This is a genomic window from Micromonospora sp. URMC 107, assembly GCF_051386315.1.
In the GTDB taxonomy this organism is placed as follows: domain Bacteria; phylum Actinomycetota; class Actinomycetes; order Mycobacteriales; family Micromonosporaceae; genus Micromonospora.
This window is the reverse complement of sequence record NZ_JBPQTK010000093.1, coordinates 1-24,503: the sequence shown is the minus strand read 5'-3', so window position 1 is coordinate 24,503 and position 24,503 is coordinate 1. Positions and strand designations below refer to the sequence as shown.

Here is a 24,503-nt window from a genome sequence, read left to right as displayed (position 1 = left end):
GCGCGCTGACCACCATCGACCGCAATCCGCAGGTCATCCAGGCGCTGTCGGGTACGGCGACGGCCGCCCTGTCCAGCTCCAGGCTCTCCACCCTGCCCTGGACCGCCCTGCTCCCGCAGGGACTGGTCGGCGACCGCGCCGATCGCGCCCACCTGCTGGCCGAGATCGTCGGTCGCGCCGCCCCGCTCCACCGGGCCGGCGAGCTGCTCCACCGGGCCGGCGAGCTGCTCACCCAGTTTGCCCATCTGCTGCGTGGCGCGGTTCACGTCGTCCAGGGCGGCCGTCGCCGTACCCGACAGCGCCTGGATGACCTGCGGATTGCGGTCGATGGTGGTCAGCGCGCGGTCGAGGATCTCCACCAGCTTCTCCAGCCGCACCTTGAGCAACGCCTCGGCGTGCACTCCGGTGATGTCCAGCTCGACGCCCTGGAGGTGCACCCGGACCCCGGCGTCGAGCTGGAGGAGGTTGGCCAGTCGGGCCCGCAGGGAGACGTCGGCGTCCAGCTCGTCGACGGCGAGCCGGATCGAGTCGACCGACACCTCCGGTATGTCCAGCAGGACGTCCGGCTCGTCCTCCCCGCCCCGCCGGGCAGGCCCCGCCTCTCCGCCCCGGCGGACAGGATCCGCCTCCCTGTCGCGGCGGGCAGGCTCCGCTTCCCCGTCGCGTCGGTTCGATCGGCCGCCGGTCCGGTCCTGATCCCGCTGCTGCGCGTTCTCGCTCATGCTCCCCGCTCCGCATCCTCCGGCCGGGCCGGCCGGGACCGTCCGGCGCGGGTACCCGCAATCCAGCCGAACATCCCGCCGGGACGGCGATGCGACCAGGCGATCCGCGTCCTCGACGGTCGCCACGACGACGGGAAGGTGCCGGCGGCGACCGGGAACGACAGGCGGCCGAACGCCGGGTGGGCGGGGGCGCTGCCGTTGGCGCCGCTTCCCGGCCACGGGTCGACGCGCCGGTGAGGTCGGCGCACCGGGAAGGAGGCATCGAAGTCTGGCAATCGCGAAGCTGCGCACCCGGGCATCAGCCGGTATGGTCCGGGCCTATGGGACAGGAGATGGCTGACCCGGCCGGCATCCGGCAGGAGTCCGAACAGTTCGCGTTGCGCAGCGCCCTCCTGGTCCCCGCGCCCGCGGAGCGGGCGTTCGAGGTGTTCACCGGCGCGCTGGCGCAGTGGTGGGTGGTGGAATACACCTGGTCCGGGCCGGAGCAGCTGGCCGACCTGGGCGTGGAGCCGCGCGCCGGCGGCATGCTCTACGAGATCGGCCCGCACGGCTTCCGCTGTGACTGGGGCCGGGTGCTGAACTGGGATCCGCCGGAGCGGCTGGTCTTCACCTGGCAGATCGGGGCGGATCGGGCACCGGTGCCCGATCCCGCGAAGGCGAGCGAGGTGGAGGTGCTCTTCCACCGGGACGGGCCGGAGCGGACCCGGGTGGAGGTCGAGCACCGGCACTTCGACCGGCACGGCGAGGCCGCGGAGGGCTACCGGCAGGCGTTGACCGCCGGCTGGCACGAGCTGCTCACCCGCTACGCCGCCAGGGTGGCCGACCGCGACGCCGGCTGACCGCCTTCCGGCCACCGCCCCCGACCGTCCCCACCCCCGGGCCACGCGCCACCGCGCGCGAAGGGGTCCGGCGGGTCAGCGGCCGAGGCCGGGACGCGCGCCCGGTGCGGTGGCGACGCCCCGGCCGCCGAGGTCGGCGCGGCGGCCCGCCTCGGCCCCCGAGCCGAACCCGCCGCCGGCCAGCCGGCGCGGCGCGGCGGTGCGCAGCCGTGGGTACACCTCGGCGACGCGGTGTCGGACCCGGTCCGACCGGTCGGCCAAGACCAGGGCCACCGAGGGCGCGCCCGCCTCGGCGACCGCTCCCGCCTCCGCCGCCCTGAGCCGCATCCCGATCACCTGGGCGAACCCGGCCAGCCAGGAGCGCCGGAAGGCGGCGACGTGCGCGCCGGCCGGCACCTCGGCGCCGGCCAGCCCGTGCGCGGCCTGCACCAGCAGCGAGGTGAAGAGCAGCTCGACCCGTTCCAGGTCGCTGGCGAAGCCGAACAGGTGCATGGCGAAGCCGGTGCCCTCCTGCCGGCGGACGCAGCGACAGCGCAGCGGATCGGCGACCGTGGCGAGCAGGCCGGCCTTGTCCCGGGCGTACGGGGCGACGACCTCCACCACCCGGTCGCCCACCGGGTCCGTGGCCGGGTCCCGGGCGGCCAGCAGCGCCCGGTCCACGCCGTAGCGGGCGATCAGCTCGGTCGCCTTGGCCGTGAACGCGGCCGACTCGGCGGGGGTGCAGGCCGGGTCCTCGGCCTGGGCCAGCAGCTTGCGCACCTTGCTGAGCATGGCGTCGGACATGCCCCTCAGCCTGTCACGGCGGGTCGCCCCCGCCGCACCACGCCCGACCTGCGGGCGTCCCGGCGCTCCGGCCGGCGTGCCCCGCCGTCCCGCTCCGCGCCGCACGCCCCGCACCCGGCAGCTATGCGCCGTCGTCCCGGTCCGGGCGGCACGCCAGGCACCCGGCAGCTAGGCGCCGTCGTCCCGGTCCGTGCCGCCGAGGGGATCGGGCGGTCAGGCGGCCCGGCTACGCAGCGTCGCCACGGTCGAGCCGGCAAGGGTGAGCAGGCACTCCGGCAGCAGCCCGTCGGCCGCCGCCGCCCCGAACAGCGCCTCGCCGGTGTCGTCGTCGGCATTGGCGTACGCGCTCACGAAGCGCGCCACCCAGCGGGTGTCGTAGCCCGCCTCGTCGATGCCGGGGAAGTCCAGCGCGCACGTGCCCGGCGGCACCGGCTCGCCGACCATCGTCGCGGCAAGACACCAGGCCACCCCGTACGCGCCGGCCAGGCCGGACCGGTCGACGACCGCGTCGAACGCCCCCGCCACCGCGTCGCCGTCCCCGGCCAGCGCCGAGCGGAGCACGGCGGTCGCGTCGTCGAGCGTCTGCTGTGGTGAGTCCGTCACCCACAGCACGGTAGAGGGCAGGGTCAAGCCACCCACCGCCGGTCACTTTCCGTGATCAGGGCGGGCGACCTGCGGATTGAGCCGTATCCGTGGCCCCGCCGCACGGCCCAGCACGCTAATGTGCGCAGCGGACCTTCGCCCGGAGGAAGGACGACCATGTTCAAGTCACGCGCCTCGCGGGCCGCCACCCTGGCTGCCTGCGCGACGTTCCTGCTCGCCACGAGCGCCTGCGGGACTGAGGAACCCCAGGAGGCGACCACCCATCAGGTGCGCCTCTACGGTTCCGACGGCAACATGCTGAACTCGTACCCTGCCGAGCTGAAGGACCGCGCCAGCCTGGTCGACGGCATGAAGGGCACCACGCCGATGACGCCGCTGCCCGAGGACTTCAAGAACCGGCTACGGTCCGTCGACCCGAAGCTGGGCGACTTCCTCTACTCCGCCGAGACGTACGACGCGGTGGTGATCAGCGCGATCGCCGCCCAGCTCGCGGGCACGACGGACCCGGCCGCCATCGCGAAGCAGATCGTCGGGGTCACCAACGGGGGGCAGCGCTGCGAGACCGTGGCGGAGTGCCTGGCCCTGGCCCGGGCGGGCAAGGACGTCGAGTACCGCAGCGTCTCGATGACCCGCGCCGGTTTCACCGACGCCGGCGAGCCGTCCACCGCGAGCTACGGCACGCTGCACTTCGACGGCCAGCGGCTCAACGACGGCAAGACGGAGTTCGTCGGGGCCGGGGACGAGTCGGGGGCGAGCACCAAGGCCCCGCCGAAGCCGAAGAAGCAGCGCGGCGGCCGCACCGACCGCAGCGACGGCTCCCCGCTGGTCCTGGGCGGTCTGCTGTCGCAGACCGGTGACCTGTCCCTGGCGTACCCGCCGGTGTCGGCCGGCGCCAAACTGGCGATCAAGGAGATCAACGCGGCGGGCGGGGCGCTCGGCGAGCCGGTGGTCTGGATCGACGGCGACGACGGCACCAACCCGGCGGTGGCCAAGGCCACCGTGGCGAAGCACGTCGAGCGGAACGTGCACGTCATCATCGGTGCCAGTGGCTCCGGGATCTCCCGGGAGGTGCTGCCCGACGTGGTGCGGGCCGGCAAGGTCCTGTTCTCCCCGTCGAACACCGACGCCAGCCTGACCGAGCTCGACGACCAGGGCCTCTACTTCCGCACCGCCCCGCCGGACAGCCTCCAGGGCCGCGCGCTGGCCGACGTGATCCTCCGCGACGGGCCGCAGAAGATCGCCATCGTCGCCCGTAAGGACTCCTACGGCGAGGGCCTCCAGGGCACCGTCCGGGCCGAGCTGGAACGGGCCGGCATCGGCGGCGACCGGTTGAAGCTGCTGACCTACGACCCGCCGGCCGACGCCAAGGCGAACCCGGTGGACTTCGGCGCCGGCGCGAAGGAGATCAAGGACTTCGGCGCGGAGGCCGTGCTGATCATCGGCTTCGCGGAGTCCGCGCAGGTGATCCGGGCCCTCGCGGACGCCGGGGTGCAGATCCGGCATTGAGCTGCCGCCCCGTCGGGGACACGGACGGCCGCACCGGTCACCGGTGCGGCCGTCGTCGTCCAACCGGGTGCAGCTCGACGGTGAGGCGCTTCGGGGCTCAGCGCGGGCGTCGCCGCTCGAGGAACTCCGTCATCCGCCGGTGCTTCTCCTCGTCCTCGAAGAGCACCGCCTGGCTGACCAGGTCGAGGTGCGGGTGCGCGGCGGCCGGCGCGTCGACCGCCAGCTTGGTCAGCCGCAGCGCCAGCGCGGATCCCTTCGCCATCTCGTCGAGCAGCCCGTGCGCCGTGGGCAGCAGCTCGCCGGGCTCGGCCACCACCCGGTTGACCAGCCCGATCCGCAGCGCCTCCTCGGCGTCCACCCGGCGGCCGGTGAAGAGCAGCTCCTTGGCCCGTGCCTCCCCGACCAGCGCCGGCAGCCGGTGGGTCGCGCCCGCGCCGGCCAGGATCCCCAACCGGACCTCCGGCTGGCCGAACACCGCCCGCGCCGTGCAGACCCGCAGATCGCAGGCGTACGCCAGCTCGGCGCCCCCGCCCAGCGCGGGCCCGTCCACGGCCGCCACGGTCGGCATCGGCAGCGCCCGGATCCGGGCGAAGGCCGCCGAGTTGATCGCCGCGAGGGCGTCCAGCCGACCCCGCTCGCGCAGCTGCCCGATGTCCGCCCCACCGGCGAAGATCCCCTCGGTGCCGCCGGTGAGCAGCAGCAGGCGGGGCCGCGCCTCCAGGTCCGCGCAGACCTGGTGCAGCTCGGCGATCAGGTCGGCGTCGATGGCGTTGCGCTTCTCCGGCCGGTCGAGCGTCACCACCAGCCGGTCCGGGTGCTCCTCGATCCGCAGCCCACTCATTGACGGATCCCCCTTCCGTTCGCGACTGCGGGGCTCGCAAGCTCACTCCTCGCGCTCACGCTCGCACCCCGCCTTCCCAGCGGTAGAAGCCCTGGCCGGACTTCTTGCCCAGGCGGCCGGCGGCCACCATCTCCTCGAGCAGCGGCGGCGGGGCGAACCGGTCCCCGTACGCGGCCTGGAGGGTGCGCGCGATGTCCAGCCGCACGTCCAGCCCGACGAGGTCGGTCAGTTCCAGCGGGCCGACCGGGTGCCGGTAGCCGAGCACCATCGCCTTGTCGATGTCGGCCGGGCTGGCCACCCCGTCGGCGACCATCCGGATCGCCTCCAGCCCGAGGGTGACCCCGAGCCGGGAGGTGGCGAAGCCGGGCATGTCGCGTACGACGACGGGGTCCTTGCCCAGCCGGCCGGCGAGCGCGACCGCCTCGGCGGTGGTCTCCGCCGCGGTGGCCGGGCCCACCACGACCTCCAGCAGGGCCATCGCCCAGACCGGGTTGAAGAAGTGCAGCCCGAGGAAGCGCTCGGGCCGCGCCAGCCCCTCGGCCAGCGCGGCGATCGGGATGCTGGACGTGTTGCTGCCCAGCAGCGCCGGCCGCAGCGCCTCGGCCTCGCGCAGGACCGCCCGCTTCAGGTCGGGCCGCTCCGGTACGGCCTCCACCACCACGGCCGGCTCCTCGGCGACCTCGGCGAGCCCCGACCGCAGCGTCACCCGCTCCCGGTTCGTCGCGGCCCGGTCGGCGTCCAGCTTGCCGCGCGCCACCGCCTTGTCCCACAGCTCCCCGAGCCGCTCCAGGGCCGCCGCGCCCCGGGCCCGGTCCACTTCGACCAGCTCGACGGCGTGCCCGGCCCCGGCGGCCACGTACGCGATGCCGAGGCCCATCGTGCCGGCCCCGACGACGACAAAGCGGTCGCTCATGACGCCTCCCTGTCTCCGGTGGCGCGACGGGGTTGACCCGTGCCCCGCCGCCCGCTCCACTCGCTCATGGGCCGACCCTATGCAGCGGCGATCTTCCCGGCATGCGTGGGGGCGCGGCGGATCGGGTACCACGGCCCTCAACCGAGGGAAGGACGGGCCAGATGAGCCAGGCACCGGAGACCGTGCACGCCGCGGACGCGGCGGAGACCGTGGAGACCCGCGGGGACGAGCGGGTCGACCTGCTGCGCGCCGACACCAACAACGACGGCCGCACCGACGTCTGGGTGTCCGACACCGACGGGGACGGCAAGCCCGACCTGTTCCAGTTCGACACCGACCACGACGGCAAGGTGGACATCACGATGGTCGACCTCGACGAGGACGGCACCCCGGACGAGGTGGTCGACGGCGACGGCGGCCTGCCGCCCGAGCAGCTCCCCCCGACCGTCGAGGTCTGACACCCGCGCCGGGTTCCCGCGTCCGGCGGGAATCCGGCGTCGGCGTCCGGGGCTGCGCGGTCCGGCCCGGACGTCAGCCGGCGAGGCGCAGGGTGGCCAGGTAGTACGGGGCGTCGCGGTCGTCCACGTCCGTCAGGCGCCAGCCGCTGCCCCGGACCAGCTCGGCGAGCTCGTCCGGGGAGCAGACCAGGTAGTCGAACCACCCGGTGCCCAGATCCCGGTAGCGCAGCCGGAGCCGGAGCTGCCCACCGAACCGCCCCCGGCACCGGTTGCGCTCGTGGTAGCCCGTGTGCACCGGGTCCCGGCTGCCGTACGGGTCCGTGCCCTGGGCGATGACCTGCGCTCCCGGCCGGGCCAGCGCGGCGAGTGCGGCCAGCAGGGCCGGCCCCCGTTCCCGCCCCTCCAGCAGGCCGACGTTGTTGCCGAGCAGCAGGAACGTGTCGTAGCGGCGGCCGTCCGCGACGTGCGCGTCGACCGTGCCGTGCACCAGGTCGCGGACGCCCCGGCGGCGGCAGACGGCCAGCGCCCCGGCCGAGGTGTCCAGCCCGGTGACGGGCACGCCCCGCTCCTGGAGCAGCAGCGCGATCCGGCCCGCCCCGACGCCGACGTCCAGGGTCGCGCCGTGGACCCGGTCCACGGCCCGGTGGTCGTACGGCTGCCAGTCCGCCGGCCCGTCCAGGTAGTGCGCGGCGGGCGCGCCGTTGATGAGCCCGTCGTCCCGCTCGATGATCTCGATGACCGGTCGCGGCAGCCGCCCGCCGGCCAGTGGTCGGGGGCCGACCCCGGTGGCCACGGCGTACGCGTCGCGCAGCATCTCTCCGAACACGTCACCGATCCGTGGCTCCGCCGTCACGGGCTTCACGCTATCGGGCCGGTCAGTCAGCCGCAGCGGTCGTATCCTGGCGGAGTGACCACCCTGGACCGCCTCGGCGCGGAGAAGTACATCCTGCTCACGACCTTTCGCAAGGACGGTCGGGCGGTGCCGACCCCGGTCTGGGCGGTGCGCGACGGCGACGCGCTGGCGGTGTGGTCGGCGGCGGACGCCGGCAAGGTGAAGCGGATCCGGCGCAGCGGCGACGTCACGGTGGCGCCGTGCGACGTGCGGGGCCGGCCGCACGGCGAGGCGGTCGCCGCCCACGCGACCCTCTGCGACGCGGCCGGCACCCGGCGGGTGCGCGAACTGATCAAGCAGAAGTACCGGCTGATCGGCCGGCTCAGCCTGCTGGGCAGCCGCCTGCGCCGCGGCGAGAGCGGCACGGTCGGCATCCGGGTCGTCCTCGCCGACGCGCCGCCGGCCGGTTCCTGATCCGCGCCCCGCAGCCCGCGTACGCGGGCGGAGTCCGGACACGACGGAGGGCGGCGGACCATGTCCGCCGCCCTCCGTCGACAACCTGTTTGACTCCCGGTCGGTCAGTCCCCTTGGCGCTGCTGGGGAATCTGCCCCTGTAGCAGGGCCCTGACCTCCGACTCCCGGTACCGACGGTGGCCACCCAGCGTGCGGATGGCGCTGAGCTTGCCCGCCTTGGCCCACCGGGTCACCGTCTTCGGGTCGACACGGAACATCGACGCCACCTCGGCCGGTGTGAGTAGCGGCTCTGGTTCGTGCGTTCGCGATGCCATCGGTCACTCCTCCACATGTATAGACATCGGCCGGGGTCCCGCCGGCCGACGCGTCTCCCATGGTCCGGCTAGTCCCCGATGTCCGACATGGGCCGAACGGCCGAACGTCCCTAGACGGACGGATGAACCATGCCCGATTTATGCGACTTTTACACGGCAGAAACTACCTTATTCGGACTCATGATCACGGTTCGTGATGCGTCAACTACGAATTCGCCTCGGCTTGGAGGTGCTACCTGGGCGATATAGCGCTAGTTGCACCTTTCCAGCAGCTGAACCGCGCGCCAGCGCGCGACCAGCTTGTCGTACGCCGTCGAGGCCTCCTCGGCCTCGCCCCTGGACAGCCCGGCGAGCCCGGTCGCCACCAGCTCCGGGGAGTCGTCGGCGGCCAGCGTCTCGTCCGAGAGCAGCTCGACCAGGCCGCCGTAGTCCAGCTCCACCATCGACCGGGGGTGGAACTCCTCCAGCCAGCGGGCGGCCTCCTCGACCGCCTCCGTGATCGGCGCGTCGCCGATCGACTTGCGCAGCACCGACAGGGCCCGGGACGACCGGCGGCGCGCCTTGGAGATTTCCGTCCGGTAGCGCAGGGCCCGCCGCCCGGGGTGGGTCACGTGGTGCCGCTCCTCCGGGTCGAAGAGCACGAACCAGCGCAGCGGCACGCCCCAGGTGGCGATCTGCTCGTGCACCCGCGGCACGCCGTGCTCCAGCACCCGGGCCCCGCTGCGCCAGTCCTCCACGACCGCCTTCGCCTGACCGGCGAGCACCGGCGGGACGAAGGCGTCGGCCAGCACCGGCGGCACCCCGTCGCGGGCGCTGAGCGCCGCCTCGGCCACCCGGATGCGCAGGTTCCACGGGCAGACCAGCAGGGTCTCGTCGGTCTCCAGAACGTACGCCTCGTCCGGCAGGTCGGGCAGCCGCGTCCAGCCCGCACCGAGCGCCTCGATCACCGACGTCCGTTGCCGGCCCGGCCCCTCCACCGGCGCCACCGCCCGCCCCTGCTCCACGTAGCGCCGCCAGTACGACTGGCGGTCCCGGTCGAAGGCGGTCAGCGGCTCGTACACGCGCAGGTATGAAGCGAAAAGCGACGGCACGGCGCGATCCTCCCACGAATTGGAACTCGACCGTCGTCGGCGGCGCGATCACGCGCGCCGTGGGCGGCCGGGCGGCGTCGGCCGATACTAGGCTCAGCGGCACCGGCAGCATCCCGCCGGCGGTCCACAGGTCCGCGTCCCACAAGGACGCACCCCACACCAGGAGCGAGTCATGGGCGTATTCGCCACCACCGAAGACCCGGGGTCCAGCGGTCACGAACAGGTCGTGTTCTGCCAGGACAAGCAGACCGGCCTCAAGGCGATCATCGGCATCTACTCCACCGCGCTCGGCCCCGCGCTCGGTGGGACCCGGTTCTACCCGTACGCCAGCGAGGCCGACGCCCTCGCCGACGTGCTCGACCTCTCCCGGGGCATGGCCTACAAGAACGCCCTGGCCGGGCTGGACCTGGGCGGCGGCAAGGCGGTCATCTGGGGTGACCCCGAGCGGATCAAGAGCGAGGCGCTGCTGCGCGCGTACGGCCGCTTCGTGGAGTCCCTCGCCGGGCGCTACTACACCGCCTGCGACGTCGGCACCTACGTCGCCGACATGGACGTGATCGCCCGCGAGACCTCCTACGTCACCGGCCGCAGCGTCGAGCACGGCGGAGCCGGCGACTCCTCGATCCTCACCGCCTGGGGCGTGTTCCAGGGCATGCGGGCCGCGGCCGAGCACGTCTGGGACGCCCCGACCCTCGCCGGGCGGCGGGTCGGCGTGGCCGGCCTGGGCAAGGTCGGCAAGTACCTCGTCGGCCACCTGGTCGACGACGGCGCCGAGGTGGTGGCGACGGACGTCAACCCGAGGGCCCTGGAGTGGGCGCGCGCCACCCACCCGCAGGTCGCGCTGGTCGACGACGTCGCCGCGCTGGTCGCCGCCGACATCGACGTGTACGCCCCGTGCGCGCTGGGCGGCGCGCTCAACGACGACACGGTGCCGACGCTGCGCGCCAAGGTGGTCGCCGGCGCGGCCAACAACCAGCTCGCCCACCCCGGCATCGAGAAGCTCCTCGCCGACCGGGGCATCCTCTACGCCCCGGACTACGTCGTGAACGCCGGCGGCGTGATCCAGGTGGCGGACGAGATCGAGGGCTTCAACTTCGAGCGGGCCAAGCTGCGCGCGACCCGGATCTACGACACCACCCGGGAGATCCTGCGACTGGCGGACGCCGAGGGCGTGCCGCCGGCCGTGGCGGCGGACCGGCTGGCGGAGCGGCGGATGGCCGACGTCGGCCGGCTGCGCACGATCCACCTGCGCTGAGCGCCGCGCGGGGGCGGAGCGACCGTTCCGCCCCCGGCCCCGCCGGGCGACCCGTCCCGTTAGGCTGGCTTCGTGGGGTTCTGACCGGTGTCACGGGCGCTCCCGGCGCCGCTCCTTACCGGGTACAATCGGTGACGGCCGGATGACCGCGACGCGCGGTGTCGGTCGACGGTAACCCGAGGTGTCGAACGATGGCATCCCCATGTACCGTAAGAGCCACGAGAGATGCCTGACGTCATCGGGGCCCGCCTTCGGGCTGCCCCGCATTCTGTGCGAGGGGGTCGAGCCATGGGGCGCGGCCGTGCTAAGGCCAAGCAGACGAAGGTGGCCCGGGAGTTGAAGTACCACTCCCCGAACACCGACCTCACCGCCTTGCAGCGCGAACTGGCGGGTGCTGGTAAGTCTGAGCACAACTTCGACGACGACTACAAAGAGTATGTCGACGACGATGATGAGGATCACGCGGACGAAGACCCGGATCCCTGGGTGCGTCCGCCCCGCTGACCTCCGGTAGCAGCTGAGCACGCGGTGATCGCCCGCGTGCTCACGCATGTGCCCATCGAAGCGGCGCCAAGACCGACGATCAGGGACCTGCCCCTTCCGGAGAGCCCTCCGGCCGAACGGCAGGTCCCTGATCACGGTCCGCCTCAGCGGGGACGGTTGTTCCAGTTGTAGAACGTCGGGATGTTCTCGAAGTGGTTCCAGGCGCACACGGCGCTCGCGCCGTCGCCGCCCGCCACCTCGGCCCGTAGTCGCCGCGCGGCCTCGGCCTCGTGGAGGAGTGCGGTGAGTCCCGGCGCGGCTTCCCGCACCCGATCGGCGACCTCGTCCGGGGCGTCCGTCCTCCGGTCAGGCTGCCGGTGACTGGTGGTCTCGGGCATGCTCCAACACTCCCTCCAGTAAGTGGATCTTGCTGTTGCGGCAGTGCGCGGTCTGCGTACCGTCGAAACGCCCCAGCTCGAAGTAGCGGTTGGCCGCGTGGCCGCCGCCGCAGAACCCGAAGTAGGGGCAGGACGAACGGCACGCCTCGACGCCGGCGAGGAACTCGCCGACCCAGGGCGTCCGGTCCGCGTGGGCGAGGATCTCGGCCAGCGGGGTGGCCAGCACGTTGCCGCTGGCGAAGTCGCCGTACCGGACATCGGTGAAGCCGGCCAGCTCCGGCGAGAGCACGATCACCGAGCCGTCGTGGCCCACGGTCGGGATCGGATCCAACCGCCGGGGGAGCAGGTCGTCGGCGCTACCGTCCAGCACCGCCCCGGCGTACCGCAGGGACCACTCGACCTCGCGCAGGTGGATCCGGGGCTCCCGGCGCCAGGCCGCCACCAGCTCGGCCCAGAAGGCGGTCACCAGCGGTGCGTCGTGGGAGTTGTCGCGCAGGTTGACACCCTCGGTCTCCTCGATGTTGACGCCGAGCACGTCGCAGCCGAGTTCGAGGAAGTAGTCGTACAGCTCGGTGGCCAGGCCCGGCTCGGGGCGACCCACCACCGCCAGCGCAGAGAACGGCAGGCCGTGCCGGCGCAGCGCCGCCACCCCGCGCAGGATCCGGTCGTACGCGGGCCCGCCGCCCCGGGTGACCCGGTCGCCGTTGCGTTCCCGCGGGCCGTCCACGCTCACACTCACCCGCACCCCGTGCTCGACGAAGAACGCGCACCAGGCGTCGTCGATCAGCGTGGCGTTGGTCTGGACGTGGTGCTCGACCTCGGGCCCGAAGGGCGCGATCAGCGCGGCGAGGTGCTCCCGGCCGGCGGCCAGCGGCTCGCCGCCGTGCCACACCACCGAGAAGCGGCCCGCCGCCGCCCACGGGTTGACCGCCGCGGCCACCGCCTCGGCCACCGGCACCGGCATCCGCCGGTCGGCCGCGCGGAACGGCAGGTAGCAGTAGGCGCAGTCCAGGTTGCACAGGGTGGTGGGCTGCATGACCACGTACGAGGGGACGGCGGCCAGGCCGCGCATCCCGCTGAACGACCGTCCCCGAGCAGCCATTGCCCTCCTCAGCGCCTGAAGGGCTGTCGGGGAACCCGGGCGGGCGGCCCCGACAGCTTTGAGGGTGCCCTTCAGGCTAGGCGGCGACGGCCACTCGGGTGAAGGCCTGATCAGGTGCCCGTACGATCACCTGGCGTGTGGTCAGCCCCGGGTGTGCTGGCCGATCATCTGCACGTTGCCGGAGCCCTCGATGATCTCGCCGGCCTGCCACGCGTCGACGCCGCGGCCCGTCAGGGTGGCCAGCGCGCGGTCCGCGTCCTCGGCGGAGACGATCGCGAACATGCCGACGCCCATGTTGAAGGTCGCCTCCATCTCCGGGTCCTCGATCCGCCCCTTGGACTGGATCAGGTCGAAGATCGGCTGCGGCTTCCAGGTGGAGCGGTTGACCACCGCGTCGACGTGCTCGGGGAGCACCCGGACCAGGTTGCCGGGGATGCCGCCGCCGGTGACGTGGGCGATGGACCGCACCTCGGCCTCGGCGATCAGCTTGAGGCAGTCCTGCGCGTAGATCTTGGTCGGGGTAAGCAGCTCCTCGCCGAGGGTGCGCTGCCGGCCGAAGTCGTCGATCACCACGTCGAGCCGCATCCGGCCGGCGCCCAGCAGCACGTGCCGCACCAGGGAGTAGCCGTTGGAGTGCAGGCCGGATGAGCGCATCGCGATGACCACGTCGCCCACCTCGACGCGCTCCGGGCTGAGGATGTCGCTCTCCTCCACCACACCGACGCCGGTGGCGGAGATGTCGTACTCGTCCGGGCGCAGCACGCCCGGGTGCTCGGCGGTCTCGCCACCCAGCAGGGCGCAGCCGGCGTACCGGCAGCCGTCGGCGATGCCCGCGCCGATCTCGGCGACCCGGTCCGGCACGACCTCGCCGGTGGCGATGTAGTCCAGCAGGAAGAGCGGCTCGGCGCCGCACGCCACCAGGTCGTCGACCACCATCGCGACCAGGTCGATGCCGACCGTGTCGTGGATGTCCATCTGCTGCGCGATCACCAGCTTGGTGCCCACGCCGTCGGTGGACGAGGCCAGGATCGGGTTCTTGTACTTCTTCGTGTCCAGCCGGAACAGGCCGGCGAAGCCGCCCAGGTCGCCCATCACCTCGGGGCGCCGGGTCTGCTTCACCTTCGACTTCAGCAGCTCGACCGCACGGTCGCCCGCCTCGATCGAGACCCCGGCGTCCGCGTACGAGACCGAGCGTTTGCGCGCCTGACGGCCGGCGCCGGCCGTCCAGGGCTGGCGGTCGTCGCCGGCGCCGGTCGGGCTGCTTCCTGCGCCGCTGCGCTCGGACACGTGCGTCACGGTTCTCCCCTTTGGTTCTGGCGCCGCGCCGGCGGTGGCCGGGCCGCGCCGGGTGGTGCTACGGGCGGTGTGTGGTCACGCCGCCCGGAGTGGCGACGAGCGGGGCGGTGTGCTCCGGGGTGTCGGACGCCTGCGCGGCGACCCGCCGGCCCACCCCTTCGAGCACGTGCTTGCCGATCAGGTTGCCGGCGGGCAGCTCGATCGGGTACTCCCCGTCGAAGCACGCGCGGCACAGCCGGGTCTTCGGCTGCTCGGTGGCGGCGATCAGGCCCGGGAGCGACACGTAGCCGAGCGTGTCGGCCCCGATGGAGCGTCGGATGCCGTCGTTGTCCAGCCCGTTGGCCAGCAACTCGGCGCGGGTGGCGAAGTCGATGCCGTAGAAGCACGGCCAGTTGACCGGCGGCGAGGAGATGCGGACGTGCACCTCCAGCGCGCCGGCCTCGCGCAGCATCCGCACGATCGCCCGTTGGGTGTTGCCGCGCACGATCGAGTCGTCGACCACGACCAGCCGCTTGCCCCGGACGTTCTCCCGCAGCGGGTTGAGCTTGAGCCGGATGCCGAGCTGGCGCAGCGTCTGCGACGGCTGGATGAAGGTGCGCCCGACGTACGGGTTCTTCATCAGGCCGGCGCCGTAGGTGATGCCGGACTCCTCGGCGAAGCCGATCGCGGCCGGGGTGCCGGACTCCGGCACCGGGATCACCAGATCGGCCTCGACCGGGTGCTCCTTGGCCAGCTGGCGGCCGATCTGCACGCGGGCGGAGTGCACGTTGCGGCCGGCGATGGTGGCGTCCGGGCGGGCGATGTAGACGTACTCGAAGAGGCAGCCCTTGGGCTCCGGGGCGGCGAACCGGCTGGAGCGCAGGCCGTCCTCGTCGATCGCGATCAGCTCGCCGGGCTCGACCTCGCGGACCACGCTCGCGCCGACGATGTCCAGCGCGGCGGTCTCGCTCGCCACCACCCAGCCGCGCTCCAGCCGGCCCAGCACCAACGGGCGCACGCCGTGCGGGTCGCGGGCCGCGTAGAGCGTCGACTCGTCCATGAACACGAAGCTGAACGCGCCGCGCAGCTGCGGCAGCACCTCCAGCGCCGCCGCCTCGACCGACAGGTCCGGCCGGCTGGCCAGCAGCATCGTCACCAGGGAGGTGTCGTTGGTCGAGCCGTCGGCGACCAGGCCCCGCTCGGTGACCTCGCGCTGGAGCTCCGCCGTGTTGACCAGGTTGCCGTTGTGGGCCAGCGCGATGGTGGTGCCGGACGTGGTGGACCGGATGGTCGGCTGGGCGTTCTCCCAGGTCGAGCCGCCGGTGGTGGAGTAGCGGGCGTGCCCGATCGCCACGTGCCCGCGCAGGCTGGCCAGGGTCGGCTCGTCGAAGACCTGGGCGACCAGGCCGAGGTCCTTGTAGACCACCACGCCCGAGCCGTCGCTGACCGCGATGCCCGCGGCCTCCTGGCCGCGGTGCTGGAGGGCGTAGAGCCCGAAGTAGGTCAGGTTGGCGACCTCCTCCCCGGGCGCCCAGACGCCGAAGACGCCACACGCGTCCTGGGGGCCTGGTCGTTGGGGATCAAGGTCGTGGCTCAGCCGGCCGTCGCCTCGGGGCACCTGCGCTCCCTCATGCTGGTCTGGACCGGCCTTGCGGAATCACGCGGGGGCGGATCCGCACTCCCAGGCCGGGACCACTGTCGTCGCCTGACAGTGTACGCGAATCCGTGTCGATACAGAAAGTCACGATCCGGCTCCGAGACGTCACCGATCGATGCGTATCGCCGCAGCTAGAGGGGCAGGTGCGCGGAAAGATCCGCCCGAATTCCGCTCACCTGTACGCGACCCTGGGTGATCGCGTCGGCCCATTCGAGCCGTCCGGTGGCCACCGCCAGCCAGGTCTCGGGCGCCATCTCGACGACGTTCGCGGGGGTGCCACGGGTGTGTCGGGGACCGGGAACGCACTGAACTGCGCCGTAAGGTGGGACACGCACCTCCACCGATCGGCCGGGGGCGCGCTCCGCGAGGACGGTCAACAGGGCACGGACCGCCTCCCGGAGGACCGGTCGTTCGGGCGTACGCCCCTCGTCGAGCGCCGACAACGCCGCCGCGACCGCGGCGGACTTAATGTGCGGAGAGGACACGACGGGACGATACGGCCTCAGCGCGCCGCGCCCGACGCTGGCCCTGGGTCGCGCCGATCCGGTCAGACAAGGCATAGTTGCCGACGGCGTATTCGTACCGTGATGATCCCCGGCCCGGCGCCCGCCGCCGAGGGAAGTCAGTCCGGAAGGCGGTGGACGTGTCAACACACCGACGTGCCTGGAAGCAGCGGGCCGGTGTGGTCGTGGCGCTGGTTGTCGGCGCTCTGCTCGCTGCCCCCGCCACACCAGCCCTCGCCGCCGACGTCACCGTGTCGCCCGGCTCGGTCACCGTCAACGCCGGCAGCGACACCGCCGTCACCGTGCAGGTCACCCCCCGCGACGGCGACGAGAAGGTCCAGGTCAGCATCGCCGGTCTCCCGGGTGGTGTGAGCTGCGCGAGCGGCTGCGGGGAGATCGACTTCAACAACGACCGGCCGAGGTCCCAGCTGCTGCGGATCAGGGCCAGCGACAACGCCGGCGACGCGAACGTGACCGTCACGGTGACGGTCGAGGCCGAGTCCGGCCCGGGCACCGCCCCGCTCCAGCTCAGCGTCAAGGGCAAGGCCCAGCCGTCCGAGCCCGCGCAGGCGCAGACCGTCAAGTCGGTCTCCGGCAAGGTGGTTGCCCAGGCCAACGGCAAGGCCGTGCCGAACGCCGTGGTCATGCTCCAGGACGGCGCCGGCAAGAAGCGCGACACGATCAGCGACGACGACGGCAACTTCCGCTTCACCGGCACCAGCGAGAAGCCGATCGCGCCCGGTCGGCTCGCCGTCGGTGCCAGCGTCGGTGAGGTCTACGCCACCAAGAGCTTCGACGCGTCCGCCGGTCAGAGCATCACCGGCCAGCGCATCGCCCTGGCGATCAAGGTCGAGACGACCCCGAGCCCCACCCCCTCGGCCAGCGAGGAGCCCCTCCCGACCGAGGAGCCCGTCGAGGAGACCCCCGAGGAGAGCGCCGAGGCGACCCCGGGCGCGGCGGCCAACGCCAGCAACGAGGACTCCGGCGGCATGAGCTCCTGGCTGATCATCCTGCTCGGCGGCCTGCTCGTCGCCGCCGGTGTCGGCACCATCGTGCTGCTCTGGATGCGCCGCAAGGACAGCGGCGACGAGGCCGACGACGACGCCCCGGCGGGCGCCGCGGCCGGCGCGGTCCCGGCCGCGCGTGGGGCGTTCCGGGGCGCGGACGACCAGACCCGGGTGGTCAACCGGGTCGGCGCCACGCCGGATCCGACGATGGTCGGCGGCACCTCGCTCAGCGACGCCCCGACGATGATGCACCGCCCCGTGGTCGACGACGTGCCGCCGGACCCGTACGGCGCTCCCCCGCAGCCCTACGGCGCAACGGGCAGCCAGCAGGCCTGGGGCGGCAGCGGTTACGGCGGCGAGCCGGCCGGCGCGGGTGGCTACGGCGGTGCCGGCTACGGCAACGCCCCCGCCTCAGGCGGCGGCTACGGCAGCGGCGGCTACGGCAACGCGCCGTCCTCGGGGAGCGGCTACGGTAACGCCCCCGCCTCGGGCGGCGGCTACGGCGGCAACGACTACGGCGCTCCGGCGGGTGCGGCCGGCCCGGCGGGCGGCGGACGGGGCTACGGCGAGCGGTACGACGAGCCGACCGGCCGCTACACCGGCGACGCCACGCAGTACCCGGCCCCGGCCGACCCGTACGCGACCGGCGTCTACCAGCCGGAGCAGGGTCAGGGCTACGGCCAGCCCGAGCCTGGGGCGTACGGCCGGGGCGGCGAGCCGACCGGCGGTTACGACCAGCCGGGCGGCGGCTACGAGCGGGGTGGCTACGGCCAGCCGGGCGGCTACGGCCAGGAGCCGGCGGCGCCGCGCGGCGGCTACGGCCAACCGGGCGGCTACGACCAGCCCACCTCGTACGACAACCAGGGCTACGGCCAGGGCGGCTACGGCCAGGAGCCCCCGCAGCAGCGCGGCGGCTACGACAACCAGGCCGGCTACGGCGAGGGTGGCTACGGCCAGCCGGGCGGCTACGACGACCCGCAGACCGGTCGCGGTCGCCCGGACGGCCCGCCGCAGCAGGACCGGGGCGGCCGCCGACTGGACTGGATGGACGACTGACCGCTCGGGGCACGCCCCCGACGACAGCACCACGGCGAGGGCCGTCCGGACTCCGGGCGGCCCTCGCCGCTGTCGAGGGCCGAGCCGGGCGGACACCGGCGACCGCCGCCACGGGCGGGTCCAGGACACGCCGCTCCGGGGCCGGTGTGCGGCAGGGCCGTCAGGCGGCGGAGAAGACGCCCTGACGCAGCACCGGGACCACGCCCGAGACGCCGACCCGGATGGCGACCTCCACGTCCTCGGCGAAGCCGCCCTCGATGAGCTCGCGGCCCGACACACTGCCGCACACCGCGGCGGGGACGTCGGGGGTGCTGGCGAGCGCGGCGAGCGCCATGGCCGCCTCCACGGAGAGGCCGCCCGGCACACCCGACAGGGCGTCCAGCACGCTGGCCGCCCCGAGCTGGTCCTCGACGGAGGGGCGTAGCGAGCCGTCCGGCCAGCGCTCACCCGAGGCGATCACGCCGATCGGCGCGTCCACCGAGCCGTACCCCTGGTGGCCGAGCCAACGCCCGACGGCGCGCGCGTTGCGCAGGCACGCCGCGACCACCGGCAGCCCGGTGGCGCTGGCCGCCGCGCTGATCGCCGAACCGTTCGGCGACGGCAGCACGAGGTCGGCGACGACCGGCGCGGTGGTCAGCGCCGCCGGCGAGAGCGACCACGGATGGTCCGGGGTCGTGTGCCGGCGACCCACCGCCGCGACCGCGCCGACCCGCCGCGCGTAGTCGGCCGCCTGCGCGCCCCACGGGAACGGGTGCACCCGCATGCCGCGCCCGACCGCGACGTCCACGGCGGTGGTGAACGACAGCACGTCCACCACCACCAGCACCGCACAGACCCGGCCCAGCTCGGCCGCCCCCGTCAGCCCCCAGTCGAACCGGGCGCCGGATCCGGGTTGGACGTGGACGGCCGCGGCCACCGCCTCAGCGCTGACCGGGCTCGGTGTCACCGGACTCGGGAACCGGCGCCCCGCCGGCCTCGGCCGGCCGGTCGGCGGCCTCGGCCGGGTGCTCCGGGCCGGGTGCGACGGTCTCCGCCGGGGCCACCGGCTCGACGGCACCGGTCGGCGGGACCGGCGCGGCCGAGGCGATCGGCTCGGCCGCGACGGCCGCCGGGTCCACCGGCGCCACCTCGGCCGGCTCGGCGACGGGCAGCGGCACGGCCTCGACCGCACCCGCCACACCGGCGGCCGGCGCGGGCACCTCGACGACCCCCGCGCCCCCGAAGAGGCGCGGCAGCGTCTCGCCGTGCGCGGCGCGCAGCTCGTCCAGGCCGATCCGGAACTGGCCGTGCACCTCCAGCGCGCCGCCGGACGGGTCGGTGACCCCGATCAGCTCGAACGGCACCCCGCGCTCGGCGCAGAGGGCGGTGAACGCCTTCTCGTGGCCGCGCGGCACCGACACCAGGACCCGCCCGGCGGACTCGCTGAACAGGTAGACGAACGGCATCGAGCCGCCGTCGAAGCGCTCCGGCACCGCGATGCGGGCGCCGACGCCGCGCCGCAGGCAGGACTCCACCAGGCTCTGCGCGAGGCCGCCGTCGGAGAGGTCGTGCGCGGAGCTCAGGTGCCCGACCCGCGCGGCCTCCGCCAGCAGGTCGGCCAGGAGCCGCTCGCGGGCCAGGTCGACCTGCGGGGGTACGCCGCCGAGGTGCTCGTGGGTGACCCACGCCCACTCCGAGCCGGAGAGCTCCACGTGCGTCTCGCCGAGCAGGAAGATCTGGTCGTGCTCGCCGCCCGGGCGGGCCACGAAGCCCATCGGCACCCGGTTGGCCACGTCGTCGAGCACGCCGAGCACACCGACCACCGGGGTCGGGTGGATCGGCGCCGCGCCCGTCTGGTTGTAGAAGCTGACGTTGCCACCGGTGACCGGGATGCCCAGCTCGGCGCAGCCGTCCGCCAGGCCACGGACGGCCTCGGCGAACTGCCACATCACGCCCGGGTCCTCCGGCGAGCCGAAGTTCAGGCAGTTGGTGACGGCGATCGGCGTCGCGCCGGTGACGGCGACGTTGCGGTACGCCTCCGCCAACGCGAGCTTCGTGCCGTGGTAGGGGTCGAGGCGCGCGTACCGGCCGTTGCCGTCCACCGACAGCGCCACGCCGAGCCCGGTGCGCTCGTCGATCCGGATCACGCCGGAGTCCTCCGGCTGGGCGAGCACGGTGTTGCCCAGCACGTAGCGGTCGTACTGCTCGGTGACCCAGGTCTTGTCGGCCAGGTTCGGCGACGCGATCATGCGCAGCACGGTCTCGCGCAGCGCCTCCGGGTCGGCCGGCCGGGGCAGCGTCTCCGCGCGGTCGGCCTGGAGCAGGATCAGGTCCGCCGGCTCGCGCATCGGGCGGGCGTAGACCGGGCCGTCGTCGACCAGCGAGCCCGGCGGCACGTCGACCACCAGCTGGTCGCGCCAGGTGATCAACAGCCGGCCCGGCCGGCCGTCCGGCTCCGGCGGGGTGACCTCGCCGATCGCGGTGGCCCAGACGCCCCACTTCTCGGCGGTCTTGAGCACCGCGTCGAGCTTCTCCGGCTCGACGACCAGCAGCATCCGCTCCTGCGACTCGCTGGCCAGGATCTCGTGCGGCTCCATCGAGGGCTCGCGCAGCGGCACCCGCTCCAGCCAGACCCGCATGCCGGTGCCGGCCGCCGCGGCGGTCTCGGTCAGCGCGCAGGTCAGGCCGGCGCCGCCGAGGTCCTGGATGCCGACGACCAGCCGGGCGTCGTAGAGCTCCAGGCAGGCCTCGATGAGCAGCTTCTCCATGAACGGGTCGCCGACCTGCACCGACGGGCGGCGCTGCTCGCTGCCCTCGTCGAAGGTGGCGCTGGCCAGCACCGACACGCCGCCGATGCCGTCCCGGCCCGTGCGGGCGCCCATCAGCACGACGACGTTGCCCGGGCCGGCGGCGGCCTTGTTCTGCAGCCGGTCGACCGGCAGCACGCCGAGGCAGAGCGCGTTGACCAGCGGGTTGCCCTGGTAGCAGGGGTCGAAGACGACCTCGCCGCCGATGTTCGGCAGGCCCAGGCAGTTGCCGTAGCCGCCCACGCCGGCGACGACGCCGGGCAGCACCCGGGCGGTGTCGGGGTGGTCGGCGGCACCGAAGCGCAGCGGGTCCATGACCGCGACCGGGCGGGCGCCCATGGCGAGGATGTCCCGGACGATGCCGCCGACGCCGGTGGCCGCGCCCTGGTAGGGCTCGACGAAGCTCGGGTGGTTGTGCGACTCGACCTTGAAGGTCACCGCCAGGTCGGCGGAGACCTGCACCACGCCGGCGTTCTCGCCGATGCCGGCTAGGAGCCGGTCGCTCGGCGGGGCCTTCTCGCCGAACTGGCGCAGGTGCACCTTGCTCGACTTGTAGGAGCAGTGCTCGCTCCACATGATCGAGTACATCGCCAGCTCGGCCTGGGTGGGCCGCCGGTCGAGGATCTGCCGGATCCGCTCGTACTCGTCGTCGCGGAGCCCCAGCTCGGCGTACGGCTGGAGTTCACCGGGGGTGTCCTCGGCGCGCGGCACGGTGTCCAGGCCGTCGGCCCAGTCGGCGGTCGCCGGCCCGGGAGGCCCGGCCGGCGGCACGACGGCGGCCGGACGCGGCTCCACCGGCTGCGCCGGGGCGGCCGGGAAGGCCTCCGGGTTATCCCGTACCTCGTCCGGATGGGTGGTCATGACCTCTCCTCGCTGCGCTCGCGTCCGCCCGACGGGCGGGTGAGCCGACCGATGATGCCGCGCACGGTCACGCCGGCGCCCCCACCAGGTGCTTGAGCACCGAGGTGAAGAAGCCGAGACCGTCGAGGGAGGGGCCCGTGAGCGCCTCCACCGCGTGCTCGGGATGCGGCATGATGCCGACCACGTTGCCGGCGGGGTTCGTGATCGCGGCGATGTCGCGCTGCGACCCGTTGGGGTTGCCGCCGACGTAGCGGGCGACGACCCGGCCCTCGGCTTCGAGCTGGTCCAGCGTCGCGGTGTCGGCGACGTAGCAGCCCTCGCCGTTCTTGACCGGGATCAGCACCTCCTGGCCGGGCTGGAACGCGTTGGTCCACGCGGTGCCGGCCGACTCGATGCGCAGGACCTGGTCGCGGTTGCGGAAGTGCAGGTGCTGGTTGCGCGTGAGCGCCCCGGGCAGCAGGTGGGCCTCGCAGAGGATCTGGAAGCCGTTGCAGATGCCGAGCACGGGCAGGCCGCCCCGGGCCGCGTCCACGATCGTCTCCATCACCGGGGCGAACCGGGCGATGGCGCCGCACCGCAGGTAGTCGCCGTAGGAGAAGCCGCCGGGCAGGACGACGGCGTCCACCCCGTGCAGGTGCGGGTCTCCGTGCCACAGGCGGACCGGTTCGGCGCCCGCGATCCGGACGGCCCGGGCCGCGTCCCCGTCGTCGAGCGAGCCGGGGAAGGTGACCACACCGACCCGGGCGGTCACGAGCGGGTGTCCACGGTCTCGTCGGCCTCGGCCAGGCGGACCGTGAAGTCCTCGATGACCGGGTTGGCGAGCAGCTTGTCGGCGATCTCCCGGGCCCGGTCCAGGTCCGGTTCACCGGTGAATTCGATCTCGATCCGCCTGCCGATCCGAACCGAGGCGACGTCGCTGACGCCGAGCCGGGGCAGCGCGTTTGCGACGGCCTGGCCCTGGGGATCGAGGATCTCGGGCTTGAGCATGACGTCGACGACGACGCGAGGCACTGGGCACTCCTGACTGTGTACGCAGTTGGGTGCCGACCCACAACGGGCGAGCGCAGCCAGCCTACCTGGCAGATCCGGCCTCGGACGCACCGGCCGGACGCGGTCCAGGCAGTGATCGGCATTCCCGGCGCGGGGCCCGGGGACCGATACGGGTTCGTTGCGATCCCGATGCGCATCCGTTGCCGACCGGCCCGTTTCGCCCCGCTCCGTCGGGCCGCCGGGCCCTCCCCCGTCACCCCCGCCCGCCATATCATCTCATCCATCATTTTCGATGGATCTCTTGTGAACGACATCTCAGGAGCCCTACCGTACATCGTCGTACGTCGATCGGACGTGCCCGACCGTCGGGCCACCCCCGCCCGCCGGTCGACAGTTCGACCCGGTGAACCCGGGCCCCGTCCCCGAAGGAGCCCCCATGCGCATCCGATCCATGATCGCGGTGCTGGCCACCGCAGCGGCCGGCCTGCTCGGCGCCAGCTCCGGCGCCCTCGCCGCCCCGGCCGGTCCGCAGCCGATCATCGGCGGCAGCACCGTCTCGTCGGCCCCGTGGGCCGCCGCCGTGCTCAGCAACGGCTCGTTCACCTGCTCCGGCACGATCATCGCGCCGGAGTGGGTGCTCACCGCCCGGCACTGCGTCAACGGCACGATGTCCGTCCGGGTCGGCAGCGTCTACCGCTCCTCCGGCGGCGTCACCCGCACCGTCAGCGCCAGCTACAGCCGGTACGACCTGGCCCTGCTGCGCCTGTCCAGCTCCGTGAGCACCTCGTACGTCACGCTGGCCAGCAGCAACCCGCCGATCGGCTCGACCAACTCGATCTACGGCTGGGGCATGACCTGCTACAGCGGCTGCTCGGCCTCCACCCAGCTCAAGACCGCGTCCGTCCAGGTGACCAGCAACAGCGCCACCGACGCGTACGGCGGCCAGGCGATCCGCAGCACGCGGATCAACGGCAACGCGTGGCGGGGCGACTCGGGCGGCCCGCAGTTCTACAACGGCCGCCAGGTCGGCGTCGCCTCCACCGCCGACGGCCAGAGCATCCAGAACTACGGCAGCGTCGCGTACAACCGGGCCTGGATCACCCAGACGGCCGGTGTCTGACGGTTAGCGCCACGGCAGGCGCGGATGGTCGGCAGCGCGCCGACCGTCCGCGCCGCGCCGTTTTGCAGCATCCGATCAGGTGAACAGGGCCGGCGATCGGGCGTCTCGTCGCCCTGACAGCATCGGAGGCGTGCTGGTCGTGACGACGGAGCAACTACCCGGGTACGAGATCCGCCAGATCCTCGGCGAAGTGGTGTCATCGATGGCCAGGACGCGGAACCCGTACCGCGAGGGCGTCAAGAACCTGCGCGGTGGCGCGTACGACCCGATGGCGCCCGACAACCTCACGAGGTGGCGTACGGACTCGGTGGCCCGGCTCGGCGAGGAGGCCCGCCGCATCGGCGCGAACGCCGTGGTGGGGATGCGCTTCGACAGCCGCGACTGCGGCGAGATGTGGATGGAGATCTGCGCGTACGGCACGGCCGTGGTCGTCGCGCCCAAGATGCCCGACGTCATGCCGCCCGACCAGCCGCTGGTCGCCGCGGAGACCGCACACGATCCCGCCTTCGCCGAGTCCCCGGGCGGCATCGCCGAACCGGCGAGCGCCCCCAACCTCCGCTCGGCCGCCGAAACCCCCACCCGCGACTCCTGACCCACCCGCCCGAGGGTCAGAGGATGGGGGGTGGGGTGTAGG

The 24,503-nt window shown here is 73.6% G+C and carries 23 protein-coding genes and 3 pseudogenes; 9 read left to right on the top strand and 17 right to left on the bottom strand.

The features are described 5' to 3' along the window. Positions 1-539 (bottom strand): annotated as a pseudogene (locus tag ACSNN9_RS20215) (hypothetical protein); the annotation flags it as partial. 503 nt (positions 540-1,042) lie between these two features. Between ACSNN9_RS20215 and ACSNN9_RS20210 the strand changes: the two are divergent. Beyond that, positions 1,043-1,561 (top strand): SRPBCC family protein, encoded by a 519-nt coding sequence (locus ACSNN9_RS20210; protein WP_436674889.1) that lies wholly within the window; start codon positions 1,043-1,045, stop codon positions 1,559-1,561. A 75-nt stretch (positions 1,562-1,636) separates the two neighbouring features. On the opposite strand, the gene ACSNN9_RS20205 is transcribed toward ACSNN9_RS20210, so the two are convergent. Further along, the gene (locus ACSNN9_RS20205) at positions 1,637-2,344 is read right to left on the bottom strand and encodes a DUF2786 domain-containing protein (protein WP_436674888.1); all 708 of its coding nucleotides are present in this window, start codon (positions 2,342-2,344) and stop codon (positions 1,637-1,639) included. Between the two features lie 213 nt (positions 2,345-2,557). After that, the gene (locus ACSNN9_RS20200; protein ID WP_436674887.1) at positions 2,558-2,947 is read right to left on the bottom strand and encodes a hypothetical protein; all 390 of its coding nucleotides are present in this window, start codon (positions 2,945-2,947) and stop codon (positions 2,558-2,560) included. Between the two features lie 156 nt (positions 2,948-3,103). On the opposite strand from ACSNN9_RS20200, the gene ACSNN9_RS20195 reads away from it, so the two are divergent. Continuing rightward, a complete protein-coding gene (locus ACSNN9_RS20195) occupies positions 3,104-4,453 on the top strand; it encodes an ABC transporter substrate-binding protein (RefSeq protein WP_436674886.1) in 1,350 nt (449 codons plus the stop codon). Positions 4,454-4,550: 97 nt separating this feature from the next. Here ACSNN9_RS20195 and ACSNN9_RS20190 read toward each other — a convergent pair whose 3' ends face one another. Continuing rightward, the gene (locus ACSNN9_RS20190; protein WP_358092867.1) at positions 4,551-5,294 is read right to left on the bottom strand and encodes an enoyl-CoA hydratase/isomerase family protein; all 744 of its coding nucleotides are present in this window, start codon (positions 5,292-5,294) and stop codon (positions 4,551-4,553) included. Positions 5,295-5,349: 55 nt separating this feature from the next. Continuing rightward, entirely contained in the window at positions 5,350-6,207 is an 858-nt protein-coding gene (locus ACSNN9_RS20185; RefSeq protein ID WP_436674885.1) for a 3-hydroxyacyl-CoA dehydrogenase family protein, read from the bottom strand. 161 nt (positions 6,208-6,368) lie between these two features. Here ACSNN9_RS20185 and ACSNN9_RS20180 point away from each other — a divergent pair, with 161 nt between their 5' ends. Next, positions 6,369-6,665, top strand: coding sequence for a hypothetical protein (locus ACSNN9_RS20180; protein WP_436674884.1), 297 nt, complete (start codon positions 6,369-6,371; stop codon positions 6,663-6,665). A gap of 73 nt (positions 6,666-6,738) precedes the next feature. On the opposite strand, the gene ACSNN9_RS20175 is transcribed toward ACSNN9_RS20180, so the two are convergent. Then, positions 6,739-7,518 (bottom strand): class I SAM-dependent methyltransferase, encoded by a 780-nt coding sequence (locus ACSNN9_RS20175; protein ID WP_436674883.1) that lies wholly within the window; start codon positions 7,516-7,518, stop codon positions 6,739-6,741. Between the two features lie 54 nt (positions 7,519-7,572). Between ACSNN9_RS20175 and ACSNN9_RS20170 the strand changes: the two genes are divergently transcribed. Then, positions 7,573-7,971, top strand: a complete 399-nt coding sequence (locus ACSNN9_RS20170; RefSeq protein ID WP_436674882.1) for a PPOX class F420-dependent oxidoreductase — start codon at positions 7,573-7,575, stop codon at positions 7,969-7,971. Positions 7,972-8,075: 104 nt separating this feature from the next. Here ACSNN9_RS20170 and ACSNN9_RS20165 read toward each other — a convergent pair whose 3' ends face one another. Together ACSNN9_RS20165 and ACSNN9_RS20160 are read right to left on the bottom strand one after the other, a co-directional pair. Continuing rightward, on the bottom strand, positions 8,076-8,285 hold the full coding sequence (locus ACSNN9_RS20165; RefSeq protein WP_007073996.1) for a BldC family transcriptional regulator: 210 nt from the start codon (positions 8,283-8,285) through the stop codon (positions 8,076-8,078). 251 nt (positions 8,286-8,536) lie between these two features. Next, positions 8,537-9,376: a hypothetical protein gene (locus ACSNN9_RS20160; RefSeq protein ID WP_358092881.1), complete on the bottom strand. Its 840-nt coding sequence runs from the start codon at positions 9,374-9,376 to the stop codon at positions 8,537-8,539. 172 nt (positions 9,377-9,548) lie between these two features. Here ACSNN9_RS20160 and ACSNN9_RS20155 point away from each other — a divergent pair, with 172 nt between their 5' ends. Both ACSNN9_RS20155 and ACSNN9_RS20150 read left to right on the top strand, forming a co-directional pair. After that, positions 9,549-10,631, top strand: coding sequence for a Glu/Leu/Phe/Val family dehydrogenase (locus ACSNN9_RS20155; protein ID WP_436674881.1), 1,083 nt, complete (start codon positions 9,549-9,551; stop codon positions 10,629-10,631). Between the two features lie 288 nt (positions 10,632-10,919). After that, a complete protein-coding gene (locus ACSNN9_RS20150; protein ID WP_089002617.1) occupies positions 10,920-11,135 on the top strand; it encodes a DUF3073 domain-containing protein in 216 nt (71 codons plus the stop codon). Between the two features lie 143 nt (positions 11,136-11,278). Here ACSNN9_RS20150 and amcA read toward each other — a convergent pair whose 3' ends face one another. The 5 genes from amcA to ACSNN9_RS20125 form a co-directional block, all read right to left on the bottom strand. Further along, on the bottom strand, positions 11,279-11,512 hold the full coding sequence (gene amcA / locus ACSNN9_RS20145) for a multiple cyclophane-containing RiPP AmcA (protein ID WP_358092886.1): 234 nt from the start codon (positions 11,510-11,512) through the stop codon (positions 11,279-11,281). Next, positions 11,481-12,584 carry a cyclophane-forming radical SAM peptide maturase AmcB gene (gene amcB, locus ACSNN9_RS20140; RefSeq protein ID WP_436674890.1) on the bottom strand — a complete coding sequence of 368 codons (1,104 nt, stop codon included), beginning with the start codon at positions 12,582-12,584 and terminating at the stop codon, positions 11,481-11,483. The genes amcA and amcB overlap by 32 nt, the downstream gene beginning before the upstream one ends. A gap of 171 nt (positions 12,585-12,755) precedes the next feature. After that, positions 12,756-13,910 carry a phosphoribosylformylglycinamidine cyclo-ligase gene (gene purM / locus ACSNN9_RS20135; protein ID WP_358092889.1) on the bottom strand — a complete coding sequence of 385 codons (1,155 nt, stop codon included), beginning with the start codon at positions 13,908-13,910 and terminating at the stop codon, positions 12,756-12,758. A gap of 58 nt (positions 13,911-13,968) precedes the next feature. After that, on the bottom strand, positions 13,969-15,507 hold the full coding sequence (purF, locus tag ACSNN9_RS20130; protein ID WP_436674880.1) for an amidophosphoribosyltransferase: 1,539 nt from the start codon (positions 15,505-15,507) through the stop codon (positions 13,969-13,971). A 170-nt stretch (positions 15,508-15,677) separates the two neighbouring features. Continuing rightward, positions 15,678-16,031: a sterol carrier family protein gene (locus ACSNN9_RS20125; RefSeq protein ID WP_358092895.1), complete on the bottom strand. Its 354-nt coding sequence runs from the start codon at positions 16,029-16,031 to the stop codon at positions 15,678-15,680. A 99-nt stretch (positions 16,032-16,130) separates the two neighbouring features. Between ACSNN9_RS20125 and ACSNN9_RS20120 the strand changes: the two are divergent. Then, positions 16,131-18,112: pseudogene (locus tag ACSNN9_RS20120) on the top strand (carboxypeptidase-like regulatory domain-containing protein). A gap of 160 nt (positions 18,113-18,272) precedes the next feature. On the opposite strand, the gene ACSNN9_RS20115 reads toward ACSNN9_RS20120, so the two are convergent. The 4 genes from ACSNN9_RS20115 to purS all read right to left on the bottom strand — a co-directional run bounded on the left by ACSNN9_RS20115 (position 18,273) and on the right by purS (position 22,770). Next, entirely contained in the window at positions 18,273-19,028 is a 756-nt protein-coding gene (locus ACSNN9_RS20115) for a 2-phosphosulfolactate phosphatase (RefSeq protein ID WP_436674879.1), read from the bottom strand. A gap of 4 nt (positions 19,029-19,032) precedes the next feature. Further along, on the bottom strand, positions 19,033-21,759 hold the full coding sequence (gene purL / locus ACSNN9_RS20110; RefSeq protein ID WP_436674878.1) for a phosphoribosylformylglycinamidine synthase subunit PurL: 2,727 nt from the start codon (positions 21,757-21,759) through the stop codon (positions 19,033-19,035). 67 nt (positions 21,760-21,826) lie between these two features. Continuing rightward, on the bottom strand, positions 21,827-22,510 hold the full coding sequence (gene purQ / locus ACSNN9_RS20105; protein ID WP_357869821.1) for a phosphoribosylformylglycinamidine synthase subunit PurQ: 684 nt from the start codon (positions 22,508-22,510) through the stop codon (positions 21,827-21,829). Then, the gene (gene purS / locus ACSNN9_RS20100) at positions 22,507-22,770 is read right to left on the bottom strand and encodes a phosphoribosylformylglycinamidine synthase subunit PurS (RefSeq protein ID WP_357869824.1); all 264 of its coding nucleotides are present in this window, start codon (positions 22,768-22,770) and stop codon (positions 22,507-22,509) included. Before purS ends, purQ begins: the two co-directional genes overlap by 4 nt. A gap of 415 nt (positions 22,771-23,185) precedes the next feature. On the opposite strand from purS, the gene ACSNN9_RS20095 reads away from it, so the two are divergent. Together ACSNN9_RS20095 and ACSNN9_RS20090 are read left to right on the top strand one after the other, a co-directional pair. After that, positions 23,186-23,869, top strand: a complete 684-nt coding sequence (locus ACSNN9_RS20095; RefSeq protein ID WP_357869827.1) for a S1 family peptidase — start codon at positions 23,186-23,188, stop codon at positions 23,867-23,869. A 24-nt stretch (positions 23,870-23,893) separates the two neighbouring features. Continuing rightward, positions 23,894-24,461, top strand: a pseudogene (locus ACSNN9_RS20090) (YbjQ family protein). Positions 24,462-24,503 lie beyond the last annotated feature (42 nt).